Origin of the sequence: Acidovorax temperans, assembly GCF_006716905.1 — a bacterium.
In the GTDB taxonomy this organism is placed as follows: Bacteria; Pseudomonadota; Gammaproteobacteria; order Burkholderiales; family Burkholderiaceae_C; genus Acidovorax; species Acidovorax temperans.
In genome coordinates, this window is sequence record NZ_VFPV01000004.1 from 106,548 (window position 1) to 127,668 (window position 21,121).

Genomic DNA, 21,121 nt, shown 5'->3' on the forward strand with positions numbered 1-21,121 from the left:
CAAACGCCAAAAATCCCCGGCGCCAGGGGCGCTGGGGATTTCATGCAGGGGCGCGGAATACTTTGCGCTCAGCCAGAGACGGCCGTTGGCGCTCGTCGGCTCGCAGGGTTTGCAACAGGTGCCACCAAGGGGGTAGCGCTGCGGCGGTTGAACAGAATAAAGCAACCCATGGCCAACGCGGCGACCAGGCCAGGGATTGCGAACACCAGGAAGTTCATTTGCAGGGGCAACGCAGCAGCCAGCAACGAGCCGCCCAACAACGGCCCCACGATGGCGCCGGTGCGGCCCACGCCCGAAGCCCAGCCCAGACCGGTGGAGCGCATGGCCAGCGGGTAGAACTGCGCCGTGTTGGCGTACAGCAGGATCTGCGTGCCGATGGTGGTGGCGCCTGCGATGAAGATCAGCAGATACAGCACAGGCATGGGGCTCTTGAAGCCGGGCAGCGCAATCGCCAGGGTGCCGGCCGTGAAGAAGGCCACCACCCCCGCGCGTGCGGCGCGGTTTTCAAAGGGGCGCCAAAGGGCGAAGCCGGCGGTAGTGCACCGTGGCGCTACCGCCGCAGGAGGGTCAGGCCGCCAGGCGTGGGCGGTCGACCAGCTGGTTGTCAACGCCGTTGACCAGGCTGCTGAGCCTGAAGTCGAACACGATCTCTGCGAAAGGACCGTTCAGGCCGTTGGCCTGGATGGAGGCTGCGTCCGTGCGCTCCACCAGTGCGGGCACCAGGCCTTCACGCGTGGCGTAGGCGAAGTCATCGTTCAACAGTGGGTCGCTGTCGATGTTGATCTGTGTAGTCAGCTTGCGGTGGCCCTCAGCCGTGACAAAGAAGTGGATGTGGGCGGGGCGGTTGCCGTGGCGACCCAGCTGATTCAGCAGTGCTTGTGTGGGGCCATCGGGCGGGCAGCCATAGCCTTGGGGCACGATGCTCTGGAACTTGTAGCGGCCCTGGTCGTCGGTGATGATGGTGCGGCGCATGTTGAAGGCCTTTTGCTCACCAGTGGGGTCGTAGTGTGAGTAGAAGCCTTTGGTGTTGGCGTGCCAGACTTCGACCTTGGCGTTGGGCATGGGCTTGCCGTCCGCGCTGTACACCGTGCCGTGCATGATCAGCGTGTGGCCTGCCTTATCACTGCCGTCGTCCAGGCGGGCAAAGCCCTTGGCTTCCGGCGCGCCGGCCACGTACAGAGGGCCCTCGATGGTGCGGGGCGTGCCATTTTCAACGCCCAGTTCCTTGTCCTTGGCGTCCATGCGCATGTCCAGGAAATGGTCCAGGCCCAGGCCGGGGGAGAGCAGACCGGCTTCGCCACGAGCGCCCAGGGTGTTCAGGTACGCAACACCGGCCCAGTATTCGTCCGATGTGATGTCCAGATCGTCAATGGCCTTGAACAGGTCGGACAGCAGGCGGTGCACGATCTGTTTGGCGCGTGGGTTGCCGCCACTCTGGTTCAGGCCGCTGGCCAGACGCAGGAAGTCCTGGACTTCAGGGGTGTTGAAAATTTGGATGGCCATGGGGAGATCTCCTGGGGGTCGTTGTGAAAGGTAAAGCGGGCCAGCGGTGACGGGGCCCATCCGTCATGCAATCTGTGGTTGCGGTGTGGGTTGGGCAGCGGCGACCATGCCGCTGCGTTTCTTGTCGCGTCGGAAGTACTGCACGCGCTCCTCGTCCAGGGCAATGCCCAGGCCGGTGGCCGTGGGCACCGCCAGTTCGAAATCCCGGTATTGCAGGGGCTCTGCCAGGATTTCTTCGGTCAGCAGCAGTGGGCCGAACAGTTCGGTGCCCCACTGCAGGTGCTTGAAGGTGGCAAACACATGAGCGGAGGCAATCGTGCCCACGGCGCCTTCGAGCATGGTGCCGCCGTACAGCTCAATGCCTGCTGCGTCGGCAATGGCCGCGACCTGTTGTGCGGCCTGCAGCCCGCCGGATTGCTCGGTCTTGACGGCGAACACATCGGCGGCCGCATCGCGTGCCAGTGCAAATGCCGAAGCGGGGCCGGTGAGTGATTCGTCGGCCATCACGGCAATGGGATGGCGCCCCTTGAGGCGTCCCATGGCTTCGGCAGACGCCACGGGCTGCTCTACCAGTTCGCAGCCTGCGTCTGCCAAGCCGGCCAGGCCTTGCTGGGCCTCCAGCTCGCTCCAGGCCATGTTCACGTCCACGCGCACCGCGCCGCGGTCGCCCAGGGCTTTCTTGATGGCGGCCACGTGGGCCACATCAGCGGCCACGCTGCGGCGGCCAATCTTCAGCTTGAAGGTCTTGTGCCGGCGCAGCGCCAGCATGCGCTCGGCTTCGTCAATGTCTTTGGCGGTATCGCCGGAGGCCAGTGTCCAGGCCACGGGCAGGCTGTCGCGCACACGCCCGCCCAGCAGTTGCGACACGGGCAGCCCGGTGCGGTGGCCCAGAGCGTCGAACAAGGCGGTTTCCACCGCGCACTTGGCGAAGCGGTTTTCCTTGATGGCTTTGTTGAGCCTAGCCATGAGGGCCGGCACGTGGTTGGCGTCGGCACCCACGAGCAACGGCGCGAAGTAGGTGTCGATGGCCAGTTTCATGCCCTCGGGCGATTCCGCCCCGTAGGCCAGTCCGCCGATGGTGGTGCCTTCGCCCACGCCCACGGTGCCGTCCGAGCAGTACAGGCGAACCAGCATGAGCGTTTGCCCGTTCATGGTGGCCATGGACAACTGGTGTGGCCGGATCGTGGGCAGGTCTACCAGGAAGGTTTCCACCCGTTCAATCACGGCCGCACTGGCTGGAAGAGGGAGGCTGGGGCTGTGTTGCATGGTGCGAATTGAACAGCTTGGCCTTCCGCCAATCCAACACCAAATTGGTCTTATTGCATACCTAAAAGATATAGTTCTGCGTTACACCAATAAAAATCAACCACTTGCAGGGTGATCTGCCTGCATTTGTATGGTTTACCCTTATGGACATCCGTCAGCTCAAATATTTCGTGGCTGTGGCCAACGAGCGCAATTTCACCCGTGCCTCTGAAGTGCTGCACATCGCCCAGCCGCCGCTGAGTCGGCAGATCCAGTTGCTGGAGGAGGAGCTGGGCGTGCAGCTCATCCTGCGCAATAGCCGCCCGCTGCGGCTCACCGAGGCGGGGCGCGTTTTTTACGAGCAGGCGCTGCAAATCATCAATCGGCTGGACCAGCTCAAGACGGCCACCCGTCAAATCGGCCTGCAGCAGCGAGAGACCGTGTCCATCGGATTCGTGCCCTCTACCTTGTACGGTGGTCTCCCGATGCTGGTGCGCAAGCTGCGCCAGCATTACCCCGATGTGGACATCCAGCCGGTGGAGCTGACGTCCACCCAGCAGATTGGGGCCCTGAAGTCAGGCCGCATTGATGTGGGCTTTGGCCGCATCCGGGGCAACGATTCCACGGTGGCCCGCACGGTGCTGCGCGAAGAACGGCTGGTGCTGGCCATTCCGCCCGATTCGCCCCTGGCTGCCAACGCTGGACACATCAGCCTGAGTGAGCTCAACGGGCAAAAGCTCATCGTCTACCCCAAGGAGCCCCGCCCCAGTTTTGCAGACCATGTGCTGAGCTTTCTGAACGACCAGGACATTCGCCCCTCAGAAATCCACGAGGTTCGGGAGATCCAGACCGCCCTGGGCCTGGTGGCGGCGGAGTATGGGCTGTGCCTGATTCCGTCGTCAGCGCGTTTGCGCAGCGATCTGCACTACCGCCTGATCGATGACCCGCGCATCACCTCGCCCGTCATCCTGAGCCACCGGCTCAACGACAACGCCTGGTACATCGCCGCCATCAAGCAGCTCGTCAGTGACATGTACGCAAAAAACCCGCCATGGCTGGATGTGGAGCACAACGTGTTGCCCGGCACGGGCCTGCCCCCGTCCAAGAAGGCTGCCAAGGAAAAGAAGGCCCAGAAAAAAGCGCCCTGAGATCGGGCGCTTGGGGTGAGCCTGCCGCGCAGGCGGCGGCAGGTTGAGAGAGGCTCAACCCTTGCGGTTGAGCAATGCGTACAGAATGATCGCGCCGAAGGTGGCGGTGCCGATGCCGCCCAGGGCAAATTCACCAAACTTCAGCGTGAAGTCGCCCGTGCCCAGGATCAGGGTGATGGCCGCCACGATGAGGTTCTTGTTCTGCGAGAAGTCCACCTTGTTGTCCACCCAGATCTTGGCGCCCGCCACGGCGATCAGGCCGAACACCACGATGGACACGCCACCCATCACCGGCAGCGGAATGGTCTGGATCAGCGCGCCAAACTTGGGCGAGAAGCCCAGCACCAGAGCGAACACGCCAGCGAGCAGGAACACCGCGGTCGAGTAGATCTTGGTGGCGGCCATCACGCCGATGTTTTCGGCGTAGGTGGTCACGCCCGTGCCGCCAGCGCTGCCGCTGACCATGGTGGCAATGCCGTCGCCAATGAACGCGCGGCCCATGTAGCGGTCCAGGTCCTGGCCGGTCATGGCTGTCACGGCCTTGATGTGGCCCAGGTTCTCAGCCACCAGGATGATGGCCACCGGGGCGATGAGCAGCATGGCGCTGCCGCTGAACACCGGGGCCGCAAAGTTGGGCATGCCAAACCAGGGCGCATTGGCCAGGGCCGACAGGTCCATGGGTTTGCCCAGGCCCATGCCGTTGGTCAGCACGGCATAGACGATGCTGGCGGCAATCAGTCCCACCAGAATCAACAGGCGCTGCACCATGCCGCGTGTGAGCACGGCCACCAGGCCCACGCACACGAAGGTGACGGCCTGCATCCAGCTGTCGAAGTTGCTAGCGGCCATGTTCTTGATGGGGATGCCTGCCAGGTTCAGGCCGATCACCGCCACCACCGAGCCCGTGACCACGGGGGGCATGCAGCGCTCAATCCACCGGGTGCCAATGGCCTGCACCAGTGCGCCGATCAGCGTGTACAGCAGGCCGCAGGCAATGATGCCGCCCAGTGCCACGCCGATATTGGCGTTGGCACCCTTGCCCGCGTAGCCCGTGGCGGCAATCACCACGCCAATGAAGGCAAAGCTGGAGCCCAGGTAGCTGGGCACCTTGCCGCCGGTGACCAGAAAGAAGATGAGCGTGCCCAGCCCGCTCATGAGAATGGCCACGTTGGGGTCGAACCCCATCAGGATGGGGGCCAGCACCGTGGCGCCGAACATGGCAATCACGTGTTGCACACCCATCACCGCCGTTTGCGGCCACGGCAGGCGCTCGTCCGGGCCAACGACACCGCCTTGCTGCAGCACGTCGGGGCTTTTGACTTTCCAGTCCATCAATCCCATGGTGTATTCCTTGTAAAAATTCGTGTGCTGGATGCTAGTGGATTTCTGCCTGTTGTTGCGTCGTGTGAAGGCGCTGCCTGGCCGGCTGTTGGCGCCCAGGCCGCTGCGGGGCAGCAGTTAGGATGCGGGGCGTTGCGCCCGCTTCGGGCGCGAGACGAGTCATCTGCCACCTTGCCCGCCATGAAGCCCACGCCCCTGTGCCCCTCTTGCCGCCTGCCCATGGAGGCCCATCGGCTCGACGGCCACGACCATGGGTTGGGCCATGGCGTGGTGGAGCTGGACATTTGCTTTGCGTGCCAGGGCATCTGGTTTGACCACCGCGAAAACCTCAAGCTCAGCCCCAGGCCGTGGTGGAGCTGTTTACGCTGCTGCACCAGCACCGCACGGACGAGCGCCGCCCCCTGCAGCGCCAGCTGGCCTGCCCGCGCTGCGTGCGCCCGTTGGCGCCGTCGTTCGACGTGGTGCGCGGCGGTCGCTATATGGTGTACCGCTGCGCGCAGCAGCACGGGCGCTTCAGCGCGTTTTCGTCTTTCATGGTCGAAAAGGGCTTTGTGCGCCACCTCACGCGCGCGGAGGTGGATGATTTGGCCCGGTGCGTGGACGCCATCTACTGCACCGGCTGCGGTGCGCCGGTGGACATTCGCAAAGACCACGCCTGCCCGCACTGCCGCGCCGCGTTCTCGCTGATTGACCCGGAGGCCGTGAAAAAAGCGCTGGAAGGCTACCGGGTTGCGGCGGCGCCCGCTGCCGCACCTTCTGCCCCCGATCTGGCCGACGCCCTGGTGATGCTGGAGCGGGACCGCAACCGCGCGCAGCGCGAACAGCAGAGAAAACGCTTTTCCGGCGAAGCGGAAGATTCCATCACTGGCGACCTCTTCGCTGCCGGGGTGGCCGCGGTGGTGGGCATGCTGATGGGCAAGTGACTGCCCCGGTCTTTTGACGGGCTCTCACGCCTTGGCGGGCTTGCGGCTGCTTTTGCTGGCCTTCTTCTTGCCCGAGCCCGCTTTCTTGCCGCGCAGGTGCAGCCCCCAGCTCACCAGCACCCAGAGGTAAGACGCCAGCACCGAATACGCCGCGATGGCGGGCAGTGACAGGGGCGGCGCGGCGATGGAGCGCGGGTTGCTCAGTGTCTCCAGCAGTTGCTTGGTGCCTGCGCCCAGCACCGGGACGGCCTGTGCCGTGCCAGGGCGCGCCATGCGGGCGGCCATGAAGACAAAAAACTCCATCAGCAGGGCACCCACCAGGTAGCAGGCCAGCAGCGCCATCAGGTACGAAAAAGACCGACGGTCGCCTTTGGCAAGGAACACAACGGCCGACAGCAGCACCAGTGCGGGCAGCAGCAGGGCCACGGCGGGCCAGGCAGACATGAGGGTGGGCATGGCAGTGAAAGCGGTGAAGTAAGGCGAGGAAGACCAAGGGCAGGGCGGCGGAACCGCAGCGCACCGGCCGGGCAGAAGCCCTGCCCGCGTGGCTGCCGATCATAGTGGCCCGTGCGCGCCGCCTTCGCGGGCTACCGCGCCATCAACGTAACCGGGCTTTACCAAGTGCCGGCCCGGCGAGCCCTTCAGCGCCCTGGCCTGGCAGCCGCCAGGGCTGTGCCCAGCCGTGCCAGCGGCGTTTGCCAGGCCGGTGTTTTGCCGGTGAGCTGCCCCACGATGGCCGCCTTGAGCGGCGGCAGGTGCCGCGCGCCTTGCAGCACCGCTTGCCGCAACAGGCGGGGCAGGGGGCGGGCGTCGGTGTACAGCCGCACGATGGCGTTGGTGCCTTGATAGATGGGCCAGGCGTGCAGGTGGTGGGCGCGCGCATAGGGCGCCAGCGCGGCCGCGTCGCCCAGGTCCTGCCCTCGCTGGCGGGCGGCCTCCAGCGCTTGCGTCAACCGCTCCACCCCCGCCAGGCCCAGGTTGTAGCCATGGGCGGTGACCGGGTGCATACCCACTGCGGCGTCGCCCAGCAGGGCGCAGCGCGGCCCGGTGAAGCGCTGTGCGTACACGGCGACCAGCGGGTAGGCGTGGCGCTGCTCGATCAGCTCCATGTCGCCCAGCCGGTGCTGGAACTGCGCCTGCACCTCGGCCGTGAATGCGGTGGGCTCCAGCGCCATCAGGCGTGCGGCGTCGGCAGCCTGCGCCGTGACCACGACCGAGCACTGCGGGTGGCCCGCCGCGTCGTCCGGCAGGGGCAGCACCGCGAGGGTGCGTTCGTACCCAAAGCATTCGTGGGCGGTGTCTGCGTGGGGCTGGGTGTGGCGCATGCGGCAGACGATGACGGTGCGGCCAAAGTCGGTCATCTGGGCGCCAATGCCCAGCTGGCGGCGTGCGGCAGAAAAGCGGCTGTCGGCCGCCACCACCAGTGGTGCGCACAGGCGCTGGCTGGTCTGGCCGCGGGCGGCAGCGTCGGTGTAATCGACCTCTGCGTGCGTGGGCAGGGTGGCCACCCGGTGCACTTGCGCACCCGGCACGATGCGCACGCCTGGCGTGCTGGCGGCCACGCCATAGGCCGTGCGGCGCAGGGCGTGGTTGGGCACGATGAAGCCCAGCGGCATCGATGGCGCTGGCGTTGCGCCAGCGCCGTGCGCCGCCTGCAATTGCATGGCGCTGTGTGCGCCCACCGGGCCGTCGTGCACATGGGCGGCGCGGATGTGCCCCATCTCGCTGGCGGCCAGGCCCGCCCACGAACCCAGGCGCTGCAAGGTGGCCACGCTGGGGTGGGTGAGCGCGATCTCGCGGCCGTCGGGCGCGGGCTGCTCCAGCGCGGCGGTGGGGTTCTGGTCCAGCACGGTGGCGGTAAAGCCCGCTTTTGCCAAAGAGATGGCCAGCGACAGGCCCGCTGGCCCGGCGCCCACGATGAGTACGTCGCTGTGCATGTGCATGAGAGGGTGTGCCATTGGCGCAAAAAAGGAGCAGGCATTGTGGGCCGGGGTATGCGGCTGTGCCTTGCAATGCATCAAAGGGGCCCGGAAAAACGCTGTGGTGCGGGTGCACACGGTTCACCCGCAAAGCGTGACATATGTAACGCAACGTGATCTGACTGGGGGAGGTTTTCCTCCCAATCCACCCGTCTGGTGTTACAAAAGGCGACGCGTTGCATACCGTAGGCGAAAGATACGAACGGTTGCAATTGCCTGGGGTGGGAAGTCGTTTGGCACGGGTGCATGGAACAATGGTGCGCCGTTCTGACAACAACATCCCACTGCACCACGGTGAGCGCGCCCTGCCATGACCACCGTGGTCGCGACAGAGCCCGTGGCGGTGCTTATTTCAACGAGGGAATCAACATGAAAAAAATGACGTACATCGCTCTGGCGTGCGCGCTGGCGCTCACCGGCTGCGTGACCACCGAGGGGGGCTCGGCCAGCGGGCTGTCGGCCGTGGTTTCGGCCTTGAACACCACGGGTGCAGTGGGTTCGGGCGGCTCCAAGACGGAAAACAAGGTCGGCGCGGCGGTGGATGTGTTCAAGGCCGTGACAGTCTCGGACGAGGAACTCAAGTCGGTGGCGCTGCAGTACCGCGCCTATGGAGACCGCACCGAAAAGCTGGCGCCGCCTAACAACAAATACGCCCAGCGCCTGGAGCGCCTGACGCGCACGCACGTCAATGAAGACGGCCTGCAGCTCAACTTCAAGGTGTACCTGAGCAAGGATGTGAACGCCAACGCGACGGCCGACGGCTCCATCCGCGTGTACGCAGGTTTGATGGACATGATGAACGACCAGGAGCTGCTGGGCGTCATCGGCCATGAAATCGGCCACGTCAAGCACGCCCACACCATGAGCGCCATGCGCACCGCCTACATGGCCTCCGCTGGCCGCAAGGCTGTGGCAGCCTCCAGCGGCACGGCAGCCAAGCTGGCCGATTCCGAACTGGGCGCGCTGGGCGAAAAGATATTCACCAGCCAGTTCTCGCAAAGCCAGGAAACCGAGTCGGATGACTACGGCCTGGCCTTCATGCAAAAGCACAAGTACAACGTCAAGGCGCTGGAGTCGGCCTTCCGCAAGCTGGCGTCGCTCAGCGGCAAACAGGGCGGGCTCGACCAGATGCTGTCCTCCCACCCCGATCCAGGCTCGCGTGCCGACCGCATGCGCGACAAGATCGGTGGCAAGAAGTAATGCTATCGAAATAATAGCTGCTGGCGCTTTCTGAATAAGCGCTGGAGGCCAATTCCATTCAAAGAGCCCCGCACTGCGGGGCTCTTTTTTTGGTGCCGCCGCGCCGCGCCATGGCAACCCCCGCCTGCCAGAGGCCCCGGCCAGCCGTCAACCGCGTGACTGCCCCGGGTGGCTACTTCACAGCGGCGCTGCTACGCTGGCGGCATGGAGACAACACACCTTCCCCACGGCCGGGGTACATCGGCCCAGGGCACCGCGCCGCCCTACGTTCCGCAAATTCGTCTGTACCAGCAATGGCTGCACGCAACGCGCGGCCTGCAGTTCGACAGCTACGACGCGCTGTGGCGCTGGTCGGTCACCGATCTGGATGCCTTCTGGCAAAGCGTGTGGGACTACTTTGACCTGCAGTCGCCCACGCCCCACACGGCCGTGTTGGCCAAGAACACCATGCCCGGTGCGCAGTGGTTTCCGGGCGCCCAGGTGAACTACGTGCGCCAGGTGATGCGCCACGTCGATGCGGCGCACGCCGCCGGCCTGCCCGCCATCATCAGCCGCAATGAAAAAGGCAACCACCGCGAACTGGCCTGGCCCGAGCTGCGCCGCCAGGTGGCGTCGCTCGCGCTGCACCTCCAGGCCCAGGGCGTGCAGCCGGGCGACCGCGTGGCCGCCTACCTGCCCAACGTGCCCGAAGCCATGATCGCCTTCCTGGCCACTGCCAGCATTGGCGCGGTGTGGAGCATCTGCGCGCCCGACATGGGCACGCACGCGGTGCTCGACCGCTTCCGCCAGATCGAACCCAAGGTGCTCATCAGCGTGGACGGTGTGAGCTACGGCGGGCGCGACCACGACCGCACCGGCGTGCTGGCCGAGCTGCGTGCCGGGCTGCCCAGCCTGCAGCACGTGCTGCTGCTGGGCAATCTGGATGCTTCAATTTCCATAGCTGGCTGCGCAAGCTGGGCGAGCGCTACAGCCAGAAATGACGCAGAAACTGCGGCCTTTGAGCCGATGTGGCTGGCGTTTGACCACCCGCTGTGGATCGTCTATTCCAGCGGCACCACCGGCCTGCCCAAACCCATCGTGCACGGCCACGGCGGCAGCATGCTGGTGGCGCTGCAATTGAAGGTGTTGCACAACGACATTGGCTGCAGCTACGAGCCCAACAGCTTCGGCGAGCGCTACCACTGGTACAGCTCCACCGGCTGGGTGATGTGGAACGCGCAGATGAGCGGCCTGCTCTCGGGCACCACCTGCGTCATCTTTGACGGCAACCCCGGTGGCAGCAAAGAGCTCCCCGACTGGGGCGTGCTGTGGCGCTTTGCGGCCGAAACCGGCGTGACCTTCTTCGGCGCGGGTGCGGCATTCTTTGCCAACTGCATGAAGGCGGGCATCACGCTGAGTGACTATGGCGACCTCACGCGCATCCGCGCCCTGGGCACCACCGGCTCGCCGCTGTCGCCCGAGGTGCAGCAATGGGGCACGGCGCAGTTTGAGGCGCTGGGCACGCGCGACAACGCCGCAGCGCCGGGCCGCCCCAAGCAAGGCGCGGCCCCCCGCACCGGCCAAGCCGGGGGCCCTTCCCCAGCCGGGGGCAGCGACCCACACGCAGTGGGGGAGCGTGGGGGCGAACCAATATGGTGGAACAACATCTCTGGTGGCACGGACTTTTGCGGCGCTTTCATCGGCGGCAACCGCGAGATGCCCCAGGTGCCGGGCGAGATGCAATGCCGCATGCTGGGCGCAGCGGTGGAGGCCTGGAACGCCGAGGGCCAGCCGGTGACAGACGAGGTGGGCGAGCTGGTGTGTGCGCAGCCCCTGCCGTCCATGCCGCTGTACCTGTGGGGTGACAAGGACGGTTCGCGTTACCTCTCGAGCTACTTTGACATGTACCCGCCAGGCCACGGCCGCCAGCCCGGTGGTGGCGACGGCCCCGCCAGCATGGGCGCGGTGTGGCGGCACGGCGACTGGCTCAAGATCGGCGCCAACGGCGGCTGCACCATCTATGGCCGCTCTGATGCCACCATCAACCGCCATGGCCTGCGCATGGGCACCAGCGAGATCTACAGCGCGGTGGAGGCCTTGCCCGAGGTGCTGGACAGCCTGGTGGTGGACCTGGAATACCTGGGCCGCGAGAGCTACATGCCCCTGTTTGTGGTGCTGCGCCCCGGCCAGGCGCTGGATGAGGCCCTGCGCGCCCGCATCAACGCGGCGGTGCGTACCGCGCTCAGCCCCCGCTTTGTGCCCGACGACATCTTTGCCGTGGCCGAGGTGCCTCGCACCCTGAGCGGCAAGAAGCAGGAACTGCCTATCAAAAAACTGCTGCTGGGCCAGCCCATCGAGAAGGTGGTGAACAAGGACGCGATGGCCAACCCCGGCTGCCTGGACTGGTACGTGGCCTTTGCGGCCGAGCGGGCGCAGACCTTGCCTGCGGCCTAGCCGTACGCTGGGACGCAAGGCGTATCGACTGGCTGTGGTGAAGAAAGCCGTGCCGGGCGGGGGGCAGCGGCTGGGGGACTCGTCCTGCTGTTAACCTGCAGGGTGGCCGCCTGAAATCCGCTGCGCCGCCACAGATGCCGGGGCGTTGGCCACCTGCACGTCCATAATTGAACTTTGCTTTGACTGTGCTCCACAGACGCACTTCCCATGAATACACCCCAGCACCCCAAACGTTTTTCCATGATCCGCGAATTCCATCTGGCGGACTGGTTCACCCTTGGCAACGCGGTTTGTGGCGTCGGGGCACTGTTTTCGGCCATGTCGTACCTGGCCACGCAGGATGTGGTGCACATCTACTTTGCCGCCGCCCTGGTGCTGGCGGCGCTGATTTTTGATGTGTTGGACGGCCGCATCGCCCGCTGGCGCCAGAAAAGCTCGGCCATGGGGCGCGAGCTGGATTCGCTGGCCGACGTGATCTCGTTTGGCGTGGCGCCCGCCATCATTGCCTACGGCTGCGGCATGCAGGGCCTGTACGACCGCGTGGTGCTGGCCTACTTCGTGGCCTGCGGGGTGTCGCGCCTGGCGCGCTACAACGTCACGGCCGAAAACCTCTCGGGCGATGATGGCAAGGTGAAATACTTTGAGGGCACGCCCATTCCCACCTCCATCGTGCTGGTGGGCCTGCTCGCGCTGGCCGCCGCCCAGGGGGCCGTGGGCCCTGACCTGTGGGGCGGCAACGTGGTGTTGGCGGGCTTCACGCTGCACCCGCTGGTGCTGCTGTTTGCGGCGTCCGGCTCGCTGATGATCAGCCGCATCCGCATTCCCAAGCTCTGACTTGCTATTGAAAATATAGCTGCTGGCGCTTGTTATATAAGCGCTAGAGGCTGTTTTTGGGCTCTTCTAGCGAATAGTAGTGATGGAAATCGCCGCACGTCTGTAAACGACGATTTCGACGTACGACATTTATCGAGTGCATCACTAGTGTGGTGTCTCAAAAGTAATCATCAAATAATGGTACTCGCTGCCCGCGCCACAGATGCCAAGATGGTGTCCGCACTTTTATGCCACACGAACGGCTTGGGATCCTCGTTGTGACGATCAATGTATTCCCGTATGGATTGCTCCAGCTGAGCAACGCTGGTGTGGGCGCTGCGCTTGATCCACTGCTCGCTGATCTGGCTAAAGAAACGCTCGACCAGATTGAGCCAGGACGCTGAGGTGGGCGTGAAGTGAACGTGGTAGCGAGGATGGGCTGCTAGCCAGGCCCGCACTGCCTGCGTCTTGTGCGTGCCGTAGTTGTCCATGATCAGGTGGATGTCTTGTTCGCCAGGCACCGCTGCATCGATGGCTTTGAGGAACTGCAGGAATTCCACACTGCGGTGACGGCGCTTGAGCTGTCCTATGACTTTGCCAGTGGCCACATCCAGCGCTGCAAACAGCGACGTTGTGCCATGGCGCTTGTAATCGTGCGTGCGCGTGCTGGGTTTGCCAAACGTCAGTGGTAACCCTGGTTGGGTGCGATCCAGAGCCTGGATCTGGCTCTTCTCGTCCACGCACAGCACCAAGGCGCGATCGGGTGGTGCCATATACAGCCCCACCACATCCCGTACCTTGTCCACGAAATGGGGATCCGTCGATAGCTTGAAGGTTTCTTGCAGGTGCGGCTTCAGCCCAAAGGCATGCCAGATGCGCTGCACCGTCGCGGGCGATACGCCAGCGTGCCGACTCATCTGGCGCACGCTCCAGTGCGTGGCGTTGTCAGGCTTGCTCTGGCGAACCTTGTCCACAATGAGCTGAACCTGCTCGTCGCCCACACTGCGCGGGCGGCCAGCGCGCGGGGCATCGGTCAAACCCGCCAGACGATACGCCCGGTAGCGCCGCCGCCACTTGGAGACAGTTTGCACCGTCGTGCCCAAGCGTTGGGCAATCATGGTGCCTGACTCCCCATCTGCGCAGCCCAGCACGATTCGCATGCGCAGCTTCTCGTCCTCGGGCGCTTTGCGTACGCGCAGTCGCGCATGCAGCTCTGCGCGCTCGGCATCGGTGATCTGCAGCTTCGTGGCGGGGCGTCCAGGGTGGGCCATCAGCGTAGTCTCCTATAAGGAAGCTGATTCGACCAACACCGGTCAAAATAGTTCTATCTATTTTTGAGACACCACACTAGCATTCGCTAGAAGAGCCTGTTTTTGCTGAGTTTTCAGAAGATTCAGGCAGCCGTGGGCTTGCGGTTCACCAGCACAATACCCACCGCCACCAGGCCCAGCGCAGCCACCAGGCCTGCGGTGATGGGCTCGCCCAGCCAGCCCGCGCCGAACAGCAGCGCAAACACCGGCGTCAAAAACACAAACGAAGACATCTTGGTGGCCGGGTAGCGCGCCAGCATCCACATCCAGGCCAGGTAGCTCGCAAACGCCCCCACCAGGGCCTGCACGAGGAGCGATGCCCACGCAAACGCGCTGAAGTCCCACGACCAGGGCTCGCCCAGCGCCAGCGACAACAGGGGCAACAGGGCGGTGCTCACTGCCACCTGGTAGAGCAACTGGTGCTCTGGCGCCACCCGGGCCAGGGCCGTGCTGCGGATGACCACCGTGGTCAGTGCCCACATCAGCCCCGCCGCCAGCCCCAGCGCATCGCCCAGCCAGGCCAGCGGGTGCGCGCCTGCAGCGCCGCCTGCCAGCCCGTCGCCCAGCGCCAGCCCCACGCCCACAAACGCCGCCGCCAGGCCCAGCCATTGCCAGGTGTAGAGCCGCTCGCCGGGAATAAAGCGCGGCAGCAGCAACGCCACCCAGAACGGTGAGCTGTACAAAAACACCGTCAGCCGCGAGGCCGAGGTGTATTGCAAACCCACGTAGATGCACGCGAACTCGCCCGCAAACAGCGCCCCGGCCAGCAGGCCGGCCCGCCAGCTTCCCTGCGGGGCAGCAGCGCCAGGGGCGACCCGCCCGCGCCACAGGCACCAGGCGCCGATGGCCGCCGTGGCCATGGCAAAGCGCACAAAGGCCTGGAACACCGGCGGCACCTCGGCCACCGTGGCCTTGAGCAGCACCTGCTGGAACCCCCAGAACATGCAGCAAGCCAGCAGCAGGGTGATGGCGAAGGTGTCGAGGTGGGCTTTGCGGGTGGGGCTCATCGCTTGATTATGGTCAAGTGACAGCCGAGCCGCTTCGGGTTTCAATAGCGGAATGCCCCACGCTCCTTCCAGCCCCGACACCCCAGGCACCGACACCGCTTTGCAGGGCTGGCGCCTGCGCCTGTACACCATCATTTTTGAAGCCGACACGCGCGCGGGGCGGTGGTTTGATGTGGCGCTGATCGTGCTCATTCTGGCCAGCGTGGCCGTGGTGGTGGCTGACAGCGTACCTGCCCTGCAGGCCCGTTGGCACCAGGTGTTCTGGGCCGCCGAATGGGTGTTCACGCTGTTGTTCACCATCGAATACGTGGCGCGCCTGCTGTGCGTGCGCCAGCCACTGCGCTACGCCACCAGCTTTTTTGGCATCGTGGATCTGCTGGCGCTGCTGCCCACTTATCTGGCGCTGCTGCTGCCCGAGGCCCATGTGCTCATCGACGTGCGTGTGTTGCGGTTGCTGCGCATCTTCCGGGTGTTCAAGCTCACGGCGTACATGACCGAATACAGCAGCCTGGGGCAGGCGCTGCGGGCCAGCCGCCGCAAGATCACTGTGTTTCTGACGGCGGTGCTCATGATCGTGCTGGTAATGGGCACCCTGATGTACGTGGTGGAAGGCCCCAGCAACGGGTTTGAGTCCATCCCCACGGCCGTGTACTGGGCCATCACCACCATGACCACGGTGGGCTTTGGCGATATCACGCCCAAGACGGACATGGGCCGCTTCATCGCCTCCGTCATGATGCTGCTGGGCTGGGGAACGCTGGCCGTGCCCACGGGCATCGTGACGGCCGAAATGGCGTCGCAGCGGGGGGCGCCGCCGCAGGTGCCCACCACCCGCACTTGCCCCGAGTGCCTGACCGAAGGCCACCTGCCCGAGGCGCGCTACTGCCTGCACTGCGGCGCGCATTTGTCGCCCTGGCAGCGCGAGGGTGCCTGAGCGTCCATTCCAGGGCAACTTCTGATGCAAGCGAATGTGAGCGGTCGCCCCGCCGTGCACCGCCGGGCCATGCGCTGCCGCTACACTCAGGCCTTTGGGTTGCGCCCGGTGGTGCAGCCATTGAACCTTCCCCTCCATGGCCACTGAAACGGCGGCGCAATCCCGCACCAGTTTTGACCTCAAAAGTGCTTCACTGCCCGTGGTGGCGGTGGTGCTCAAGACCACGGACGCGGCGCAGTTTGCCATGGACCTGGCCGAGCGCGTGGCCGATGCGCCCGGTTTTTTCGACTTTGACCCCGTACTGATCGACCTTGCGCCCGTGCGCGAGGCCGAAGAACCCATCGACTTTGCCGCCATTGCCGAGCAACTGCGCCAGCAGCGCACCTTGCCCGTGGCCGTGCGTGGTGGCAGCCCCGCCCAGATGGAAGCCGCCCGCGCCGCAGGCCTGGCCGCCGCACCCGATGCCCCACCGGCCCGTGCAGAAGCCCCCGCCCCCGTGGAAGTGGTGCGTGAAGTGATCCGCGAGGTGGAGGTGGTGCGCGAAGTGCCCATGCCCGGCCCCGGCACGGTGGTGGTGGACAAGCCCTTGCGCTCGGGCCAGCAGGTGTATGCGCGCGGCGCCGACCTGGTGGTGATGGCGGTGGTGAGCTTTGGCGCCGAGGTGATTGCCGACGGCAACATCCACGTCTATGCCCCGCTGCGCGGCCGCGCCATTGCTGGCGCCCGGGGCAACACCGAAGCCCGCATTTTCAGCACCTGCCTGGAGCCGCAGCTGGTTTCCATTGCAGGCATCTACCGCACTACAGAAACCGCCTTGCCCGACAGCGTGGCAGGCAAGCCCGCCCAGGTTCGCCTGGACGGTGAAAAACTCATCATTGAGCCTCTGGCTTGATGGGCCCCATCCGCTTCGTATCAACCCACTGAGAACTAACAAGACATGGCCAAAATCGTCGTCGTGACCTCCGGCAAAGGTGGCGTGGGCAAGACCACCACCAGCGCCAGCTTTGCCTCCGGCCTCGCCCTGCGCGGCCACAAGACTGCCGTGATCGACTTCGACGTCGGTCTGCGCAACCTGGACCTCATCATGGGCTGCGAACGCCGCGTGGTGTATGACCTGATCAACGTCATCCACGGCGAAGCCAACCTGAACCAGGCCCTGATCAAGGACAAGCAGTGCGACAACCTGTTTGTGCTGGCCGCCAGCCAGACCCGCGACAAGGACGCCCTGACGCAAGACGGCGTTGGCAAGGTGCTGTCGGACCTGGCCGGCATGGGCTTTGAATACATCGTGTGCGATTCGCCCGCCGGCATTGAAAGCGGCGCCCTCATGGCGATGCACTTTGCCGACGAGGCACTGCTGGTGACCAACCCCGAAGTGTCCTCCGTGCGCGACTCCGACCGCATCCTGGGCATGCTGGGCAGCAAGACCAAGCGCGCCATCGAAGGCGGCGAGCCCATCAAGGAACACCTGCTCATCACGCGCTACAACCCCAGCCGCGTGGAAGACGGCCAGATGCTGAGCCTGGAAGACATCCAGGACATCCTGCGCATCAAGCTGATCGGCGTGATTCCTGAATCGGAAGTGGTGCTGCAGTCGTCCAACCAGGGCACGCCCGCCATCCACGCGCAGGGCAGCGATGTGTCTGAAGCGTACAAGGACGTGATCGACCGCTTCCTGGGCCAGGAAAAGCCCCTGCGCTTCATCGAGGCAGAAAAGCCCGGCTTCTTTAAACGCCTGTTCGGGAGCAAATAAGCCATGGCTTCCTTCCTCTCCTTTCTCATCGGTGAGAAGAAAAAAACCGCCAGCGTTGCCAAAGAGCGTCTGCAGATCATCCTGGCGCACGAGCGCAATGGCCGCAGCGCCGCCGAGCCCGACTACCTGCCCGCCCTGCAGCGCGAACTGGTCGCCGTCATCTCCAAGTACGTCAAGATCAACCCCGAAGACCTCAAGGTGCAACTGGAGCGCCAGGACAACCTGGAAGTGCTCGAAGTGAAGATTGAGTTGCCCGACACCGTGCGCTGAACGCCGAACCCCGTCAGGCTCCAGGCCCGCCCCGCAGCCCTGCGGCGCGGGCTTTTTTTTGCCCGTACTGCTGGGCTTGATCGCCAGCGCCCTGACCGAGCCCGACTTTTTTGCGCTTGACGGAGGCTGCGGGTTTCGCAGAATCCCTGCGCCTGGGTATTGAAGCTGGCAAGCTTCGACCAGAAGCGCCTTTCACAACACGTTCGATACCCCATGACCATTCCGCGTTGCTCTCCCCAATGGTTCGCTGGCTACGACAAACAATGCGCGTGGCTGAAGTACGGTGCCGATCCTGATTGGATATTGAGCCTTGTTCGCTGCTGGGACACCCCTGGTATCGAACTCGCCATCAGAGTTTCAGATGCCGCGGCCACAAATCTGGACATTCCCGGATATGCCCCGTTCTCCATGGAGGCGGGTCTGAGCGATTCCATGGCGGTGATCAATGGCGTTGGAATGCTGGAACAACATCCACGGCGTAAAGTGGTTTTTCGGGCCGGAAACATGGACTTTGACGATCCATATTCTCTGTTTCTTGTGCGCCGATGGCTGGCCACTGCAAGACCCCCGGTCACCATTCATGTCGGGCAACTGGCTCTGTCATTTCCAGCCGATTCGTCCGCATTGAACGCGCTTTCGGTTCTCGCAACCAAGCAACGGCATTTCGAGAATGCAGTGCTCAGCAACCCTGTTTATGTTCCAGATGGAGCCTGAAATTTCATCCAAACCCACCCGTCTGCCACTGGCGGCCCGCATGGGTGGTTAGGTCAAGAGGACTTCCGCATGACAAGTTCGAAGACAGAGATTCTTGAGCAGTTCATCGAAGATGGATCTCTCCATTACCCAAGGGGTGATCAAGGCTCCTATTTCCCGAGCAACCACCACAGAATCACACCACTGGTGGCACAAGCCTCCAAACTATTGCCACGGGATAGGCGCGTCGATTTGTATTTCCACTTGCTGCGCTTGAACCATTACCCCCTGGTGAAGTCAGCCGCCGAATTCGACGTCGTGCTGGAAGCCTATGCGCGTCTCAAGCCATGGTTCCAACGCGGCTACCCCTATTGCTCCATGCCAAGGCCGATGGGACTCTTTCTCTTTGGCTCGGATGATCACGGCGAGCTTGCTGGAGAACCGTGGATCACCTATGAGTCGCAATCGGAACCTCTGAAGTTCTGGAGGTATGCGAACTCCTTTTCGCATATGCCGGGCATGCTCAAGAAGCAACAGAAGTTTCTGCAGCTCAGCGGCGATTCGGCCCTTCTCGATCGAGTGACGAAGACGCTTCTTCGCATCCATCTCGCAGACGACCTGACCTCCAGTACCTGTCTTTGGTTTTGGTCATTCGTCCTGCTTGCGGTTCAGGGAAAAGGCTCCGGTCAAATGGTCGTTGAATGGTTGCTTCAAGCCGAATGCCCCCCATCCGAGCGAGCTTTCTTTGTGGATAACCTGGCGCGTTACCTGCGCACGTCATCCCGAGAAGACCTGCTTTTGCAGTTCCAGGGTGCGCTCCACACCAGCGCAAATGAGGCCTAGCACGGCGCTCATCTTTGCTTCCTACAGTCACGGGGGGCGGCGCGATGGAGCCGCGCAGCATTGGCTGGCTCCAAGTGGGGCGCCGTGCACACACCCGATCCAGTCGTCTTCACCCTGGCGCTGAACCCTGCCTGTTGCCATTGCTCACCATTGCACTCTGCCTGCCATCTGGCGTGATGGGTGCATTGGCGCAACAATGCGGCAACTATTGCGGAGGGGCGCATGAACCAATCAACCACCATCAAGTGGGCCGTGCTGGCCCTGGGCTCTTCCGCGCTGGCAGCCTGCGGCGGCTCGGCTGAAAACGACGGCGTCACCATTTCGTTTGGCGGCCCGGGGGCGCCGCCCGCGCAGATGCAGGTGCCCCATGCCATGGTGGCCAGGGCCTCGTTGACTGTGCCGATGGTGGAGGTCAGCCTGTCTCCGTCGGACCTGGACTTCCCCAACCCCGAGCGCGGCTTTTACCGCTTTGCGACCGACCCCTCCAAGATCACCGCCACCTCGCTCGCCTACGTGGTGGCAGACGGCCAGCGGCTCGTTTACACCCCGGGCGATTTGAGCGCCTACCGCACGCGGGATTTGCCCAGCACCTACCTCACCAAGCTGAACACGGGCTTTGCCAACCTGCGCAAGCAGGGCCTCAAGGCCGTGGTGCGGTTTGCCTACAACTACCCTGAAACCGAGTCCGACTACCTCAACGCGCAGGACGCCACGCTCTCGCGCGTCAAGCGCCACATCACCCAGCTGCAGCCGGTGCTGCAGGCCAATGCGGATGTGATTGCCGCGGTGCAGGGCGGCTTCATCGGGGCCTGGGGCGAGTGGCATACCTCGTCCAACAAGCTCACCACCCCGGCCAACAAGGCGGCCGTGCGCGATGCGTTGCTGCAGGCCGTGCCCGCCAGTCGCCAGCTGCAGGTGCGCTACCCCGGCGATCTGGCGGCGTGGTTTCCCACGCCACCCACGCTGGAACAATTGCTGGCGCCCAGCCCCACCGCTGCGGCGCGCATTGGCCAGCACAACGACTGCTTCCTGGCCAGCCCCGACGACGTGGGTACCTACTGGGCCAGCACGCCCCAGCAGTCTGCCGCGCTGCGCACCTATGCCCAGCAAGCCAGCGCCACCACGGGCGCGGGGGGCGAAACCTGTGCCCCACCCGTGGCGGCCCAGGCCCGCATGACCTGTGAAGACATCCTGCGCGAGGGTGCGGCGTACCACATGACCTACCTGAACCGCGACTACTACGAAGGCTTCTTCGCCCAGTGGCAGGCGGGCGGCTGCATGGCGGAGGTGTCGCGCAAGCTGGGCTACCGGTTGCAACTGCAGACCGTGACACACGGGGCCGTGGCCACGCCGGGCGGTTCGCTGGCCTGGCAGGTGTCCCTCAGCAACCAGGGCTGGGCCCGGCCGCTGAATGCGCGCAATCTGGCGCTGACTTTGGTCAGCGCCACCAACGAGGCGACGGTGCTGCCCCTGGCGGGCACCGATCTGCGCCAGGCCAGCCCCGGCGAGCCGCTGCAATGGGCGGGCGAGGTCACCCTGCCCGCCACCCTGGCCCCCGGCAGCTACCGCGTACACATCGGCGCGCCCGATGCTGCCAGCGCACTGGCCGCCACCCCCGCCTATGCCGTGCGCTTTGCCAATGCCGACAACGTCGTGACGGGCGTGCAGTGGCAGGCGAGCACGGGGCGGCTGGCGTTGGGGACGACCCTGCAGGTGCAGTGACAGG

19 protein-coding genes and 1 pseudogene are annotated in these 21,121 nt (G+C 64.6%); 12 read left to right on the top strand and 8 right to left on the bottom strand.

What is annotated here, in order from left to right; genetic code table 11:
• Positions 1–68 precede the first annotated feature (68 nt).
• The 3 genes and pseudogenes from BDD18_RS19005 to BDD18_RS19015 form a co-directional block, all read right to left on the bottom strand.
• A pseudogene (locus tag BDD18_RS19005) lies at positions 69–482 on the bottom strand (MFS transporter); the annotation flags it as partial.
• A gap of 85 nt (positions 483–567) precedes the next feature.
• A complete protein-coding gene (gene catA / locus BDD18_RS19010; protein ID WP_142085194.1) occupies positions 568–1,503 on the bottom strand; it encodes a catechol 1,2-dioxygenase in 936 nt (311 codons plus the stop codon).
• Between the two features lie 63 nt (positions 1,504–1,566).
• A complete protein-coding gene (locus BDD18_RS19015; RefSeq protein ID WP_142085196.1) occupies positions 1,567–2,769 on the bottom strand; it encodes a muconate/chloromuconate family cycloisomerase in 1,203 nt (400 codons plus the stop codon).
• Between the two features lie 143 nt (positions 2,770–2,912).
• Between BDD18_RS19015 and BDD18_RS19020 the strand changes: the two genes are divergently transcribed.
• Positions 2,913–3,896 carry a LysR family transcriptional regulator gene (locus tag BDD18_RS19020; protein WP_142085198.1) on the top strand — a complete coding sequence of 328 codons (984 nt, stop codon included), beginning with the start codon at positions 2,913–2,915 and terminating at the stop codon, positions 3,894–3,896.
• A gap of 54 nt (positions 3,897–3,950) precedes the next feature.
• Here BDD18_RS19020 and BDD18_RS19025 read toward each other — a convergent pair whose 3' ends face one another.
• Complete coding sequence (locus BDD18_RS19025; RefSeq protein WP_044397249.1) at positions 3,951–5,237, bottom strand: solute carrier family 23 protein; 1,287 nt, start codon at positions 5,235–5,237, stop codon at positions 3,951–3,953.
• A 347-nt stretch (positions 5,238–5,584) separates the two neighbouring features.
• Between BDD18_RS19025 and BDD18_RS19030 the strand changes: the two genes are divergently transcribed.
• Positions 5,585–6,160, top strand: coding sequence for a hypothetical protein (locus tag BDD18_RS19030; protein ID WP_244939184.1), 576 nt, complete (start codon positions 5,585–5,587; stop codon positions 6,158–6,160).
• A 24-nt stretch (positions 6,161–6,184) separates the two neighbouring features.
• Here the strand turns inward: BDD18_RS19030 and BDD18_RS19035 are convergent, their stop codons facing one another.
• Both BDD18_RS19035 and ubiM read right to left on the bottom strand, forming a co-directional pair.
• Entirely contained in the window at positions 6,185–6,616 is a 432-nt protein-coding gene (locus tag BDD18_RS19035) for a hypothetical protein (protein WP_170207431.1), read from the bottom strand.
• A gap of 185 nt (positions 6,617–6,801) precedes the next feature.
• A complete protein-coding gene (gene ubiM, locus BDD18_RS19040; protein WP_142085200.1) occupies positions 6,802–8,118 on the bottom strand; it encodes a 5-demethoxyubiquinol-8 5-hydroxylase UbiM in 1,317 nt (438 codons plus the stop codon).
• Positions 8,119–8,508: 390 nt separating this feature from the next.
• Here ubiM and BDD18_RS19045 point away from each other — a divergent pair, with 390 nt between their 5' ends.
• From BDD18_RS19045 to pssA, 3 genes are all read left to right on the top strand, one after another.
• Positions 8,509–9,339, top strand: a complete 831-nt coding sequence (locus BDD18_RS19045) for a M48 family metallopeptidase (RefSeq protein ID WP_142085202.1) — start codon at positions 8,509–8,511, stop codon at positions 9,337–9,339.
• 204 nt (positions 9,340–9,543) lie between these two features.
• The gene (locus BDD18_RS19050; protein ID WP_142085204.1) at positions 9,544–11,772 is read left to right on the top strand and encodes an acetoacetate--CoA ligase; all 2,229 of its coding nucleotides are present in this window, start codon (positions 9,544–9,546) and stop codon (positions 11,770–11,772) included.
• 207 nt (positions 11,773–11,979) lie between these two features.
• Positions 11,980–12,606 carry a CDP-diacylglycerol--serine O-phosphatidyltransferase gene (gene pssA / locus BDD18_RS19055; protein ID WP_142085206.1) on the top strand — a complete coding sequence of 209 codons (627 nt, stop codon included), beginning with the start codon at positions 11,980–11,982 and terminating at the stop codon, positions 12,604–12,606.
• Between the two features lie 170 nt (positions 12,607–12,776).
• On the opposite strand, the gene BDD18_RS19060 is transcribed toward pssA, so the two are convergent.
• Both BDD18_RS19060 and BDD18_RS19065 read right to left on the bottom strand, forming a co-directional pair.
• Positions 12,777–13,856: an IS630 family transposase gene (locus BDD18_RS19060; RefSeq protein ID WP_005801445.1), complete on the bottom strand. Its 1,080-nt coding sequence runs from the start codon at positions 13,854–13,856 to the stop codon at positions 12,777–12,779.
• 122 nt (positions 13,857–13,978) lie between these two features.
• Entirely contained in the window at positions 13,979–14,902 is a 924-nt protein-coding gene (locus BDD18_RS19065; protein WP_142085208.1) for a DMT family transporter, read from the bottom strand.
• A gap of 52 nt (positions 14,903–14,954) precedes the next feature.
• On the opposite strand from BDD18_RS19065, the gene BDD18_RS19070 reads away from it, so the two are divergent.
• The 7 genes from BDD18_RS19070 (at position 14,955) to BDD18_RS19100 (ending at position 21,117) form a co-directional block, all read left to right on the top strand.
• Entirely contained in the window at positions 14,955–15,836 is an 882-nt protein-coding gene (locus BDD18_RS19070) for an ion transporter (protein WP_142085210.1), read from the top strand.
• Between the two features lie 136 nt (positions 15,837–15,972).
• Positions 15,973–16,728, top strand: a complete 756-nt coding sequence (gene minC / locus BDD18_RS19075) for a septum site-determining protein MinC (protein WP_142085212.1) — start codon at positions 15,973–15,975, stop codon at positions 16,726–16,728.
• Positions 16,729–16,773: 45 nt separating this feature from the next.
• A complete protein-coding gene (gene minD, locus BDD18_RS19080; protein ID WP_066695226.1) occupies positions 16,774–17,589 on the top strand; it encodes a septum site-determining protein MinD in 816 nt (271 codons plus the stop codon).
• 3 nt (positions 17,590–17,592) lie between these two features.
• On the top strand, positions 17,593–17,859 hold the full coding sequence (minE, locus tag BDD18_RS19085; RefSeq protein ID WP_142085214.1) for a cell division topological specificity factor MinE: 267 nt from the start codon (positions 17,593–17,595) through the stop codon (positions 17,857–17,859).
• A gap of 213 nt (positions 17,860–18,072) precedes the next feature.
• Positions 18,073–18,573, top strand: a complete 501-nt coding sequence (locus BDD18_RS19090) for a hypothetical protein (protein WP_142085217.1) — start codon at positions 18,073–18,075, stop codon at positions 18,571–18,573.
• A gap of 69 nt (positions 18,574–18,642) precedes the next feature.
• Positions 18,643–19,395 (top strand): hypothetical protein, encoded by a 753-nt coding sequence (locus BDD18_RS19095; protein ID WP_142085219.1) that lies wholly within the window; start codon positions 18,643–18,645, stop codon positions 19,393–19,395.
• Between the two features lie 222 nt (positions 19,396–19,617).
• Positions 19,618–21,117, top strand: coding sequence for a DUF4832 domain-containing protein (locus BDD18_RS19100; RefSeq protein WP_142085221.1), 1,500 nt, complete (start codon positions 19,618–19,620; stop codon positions 21,115–21,117).
• The last annotated feature ends 4 nt before the right edge of the window (positions 21,118–21,121 follow it).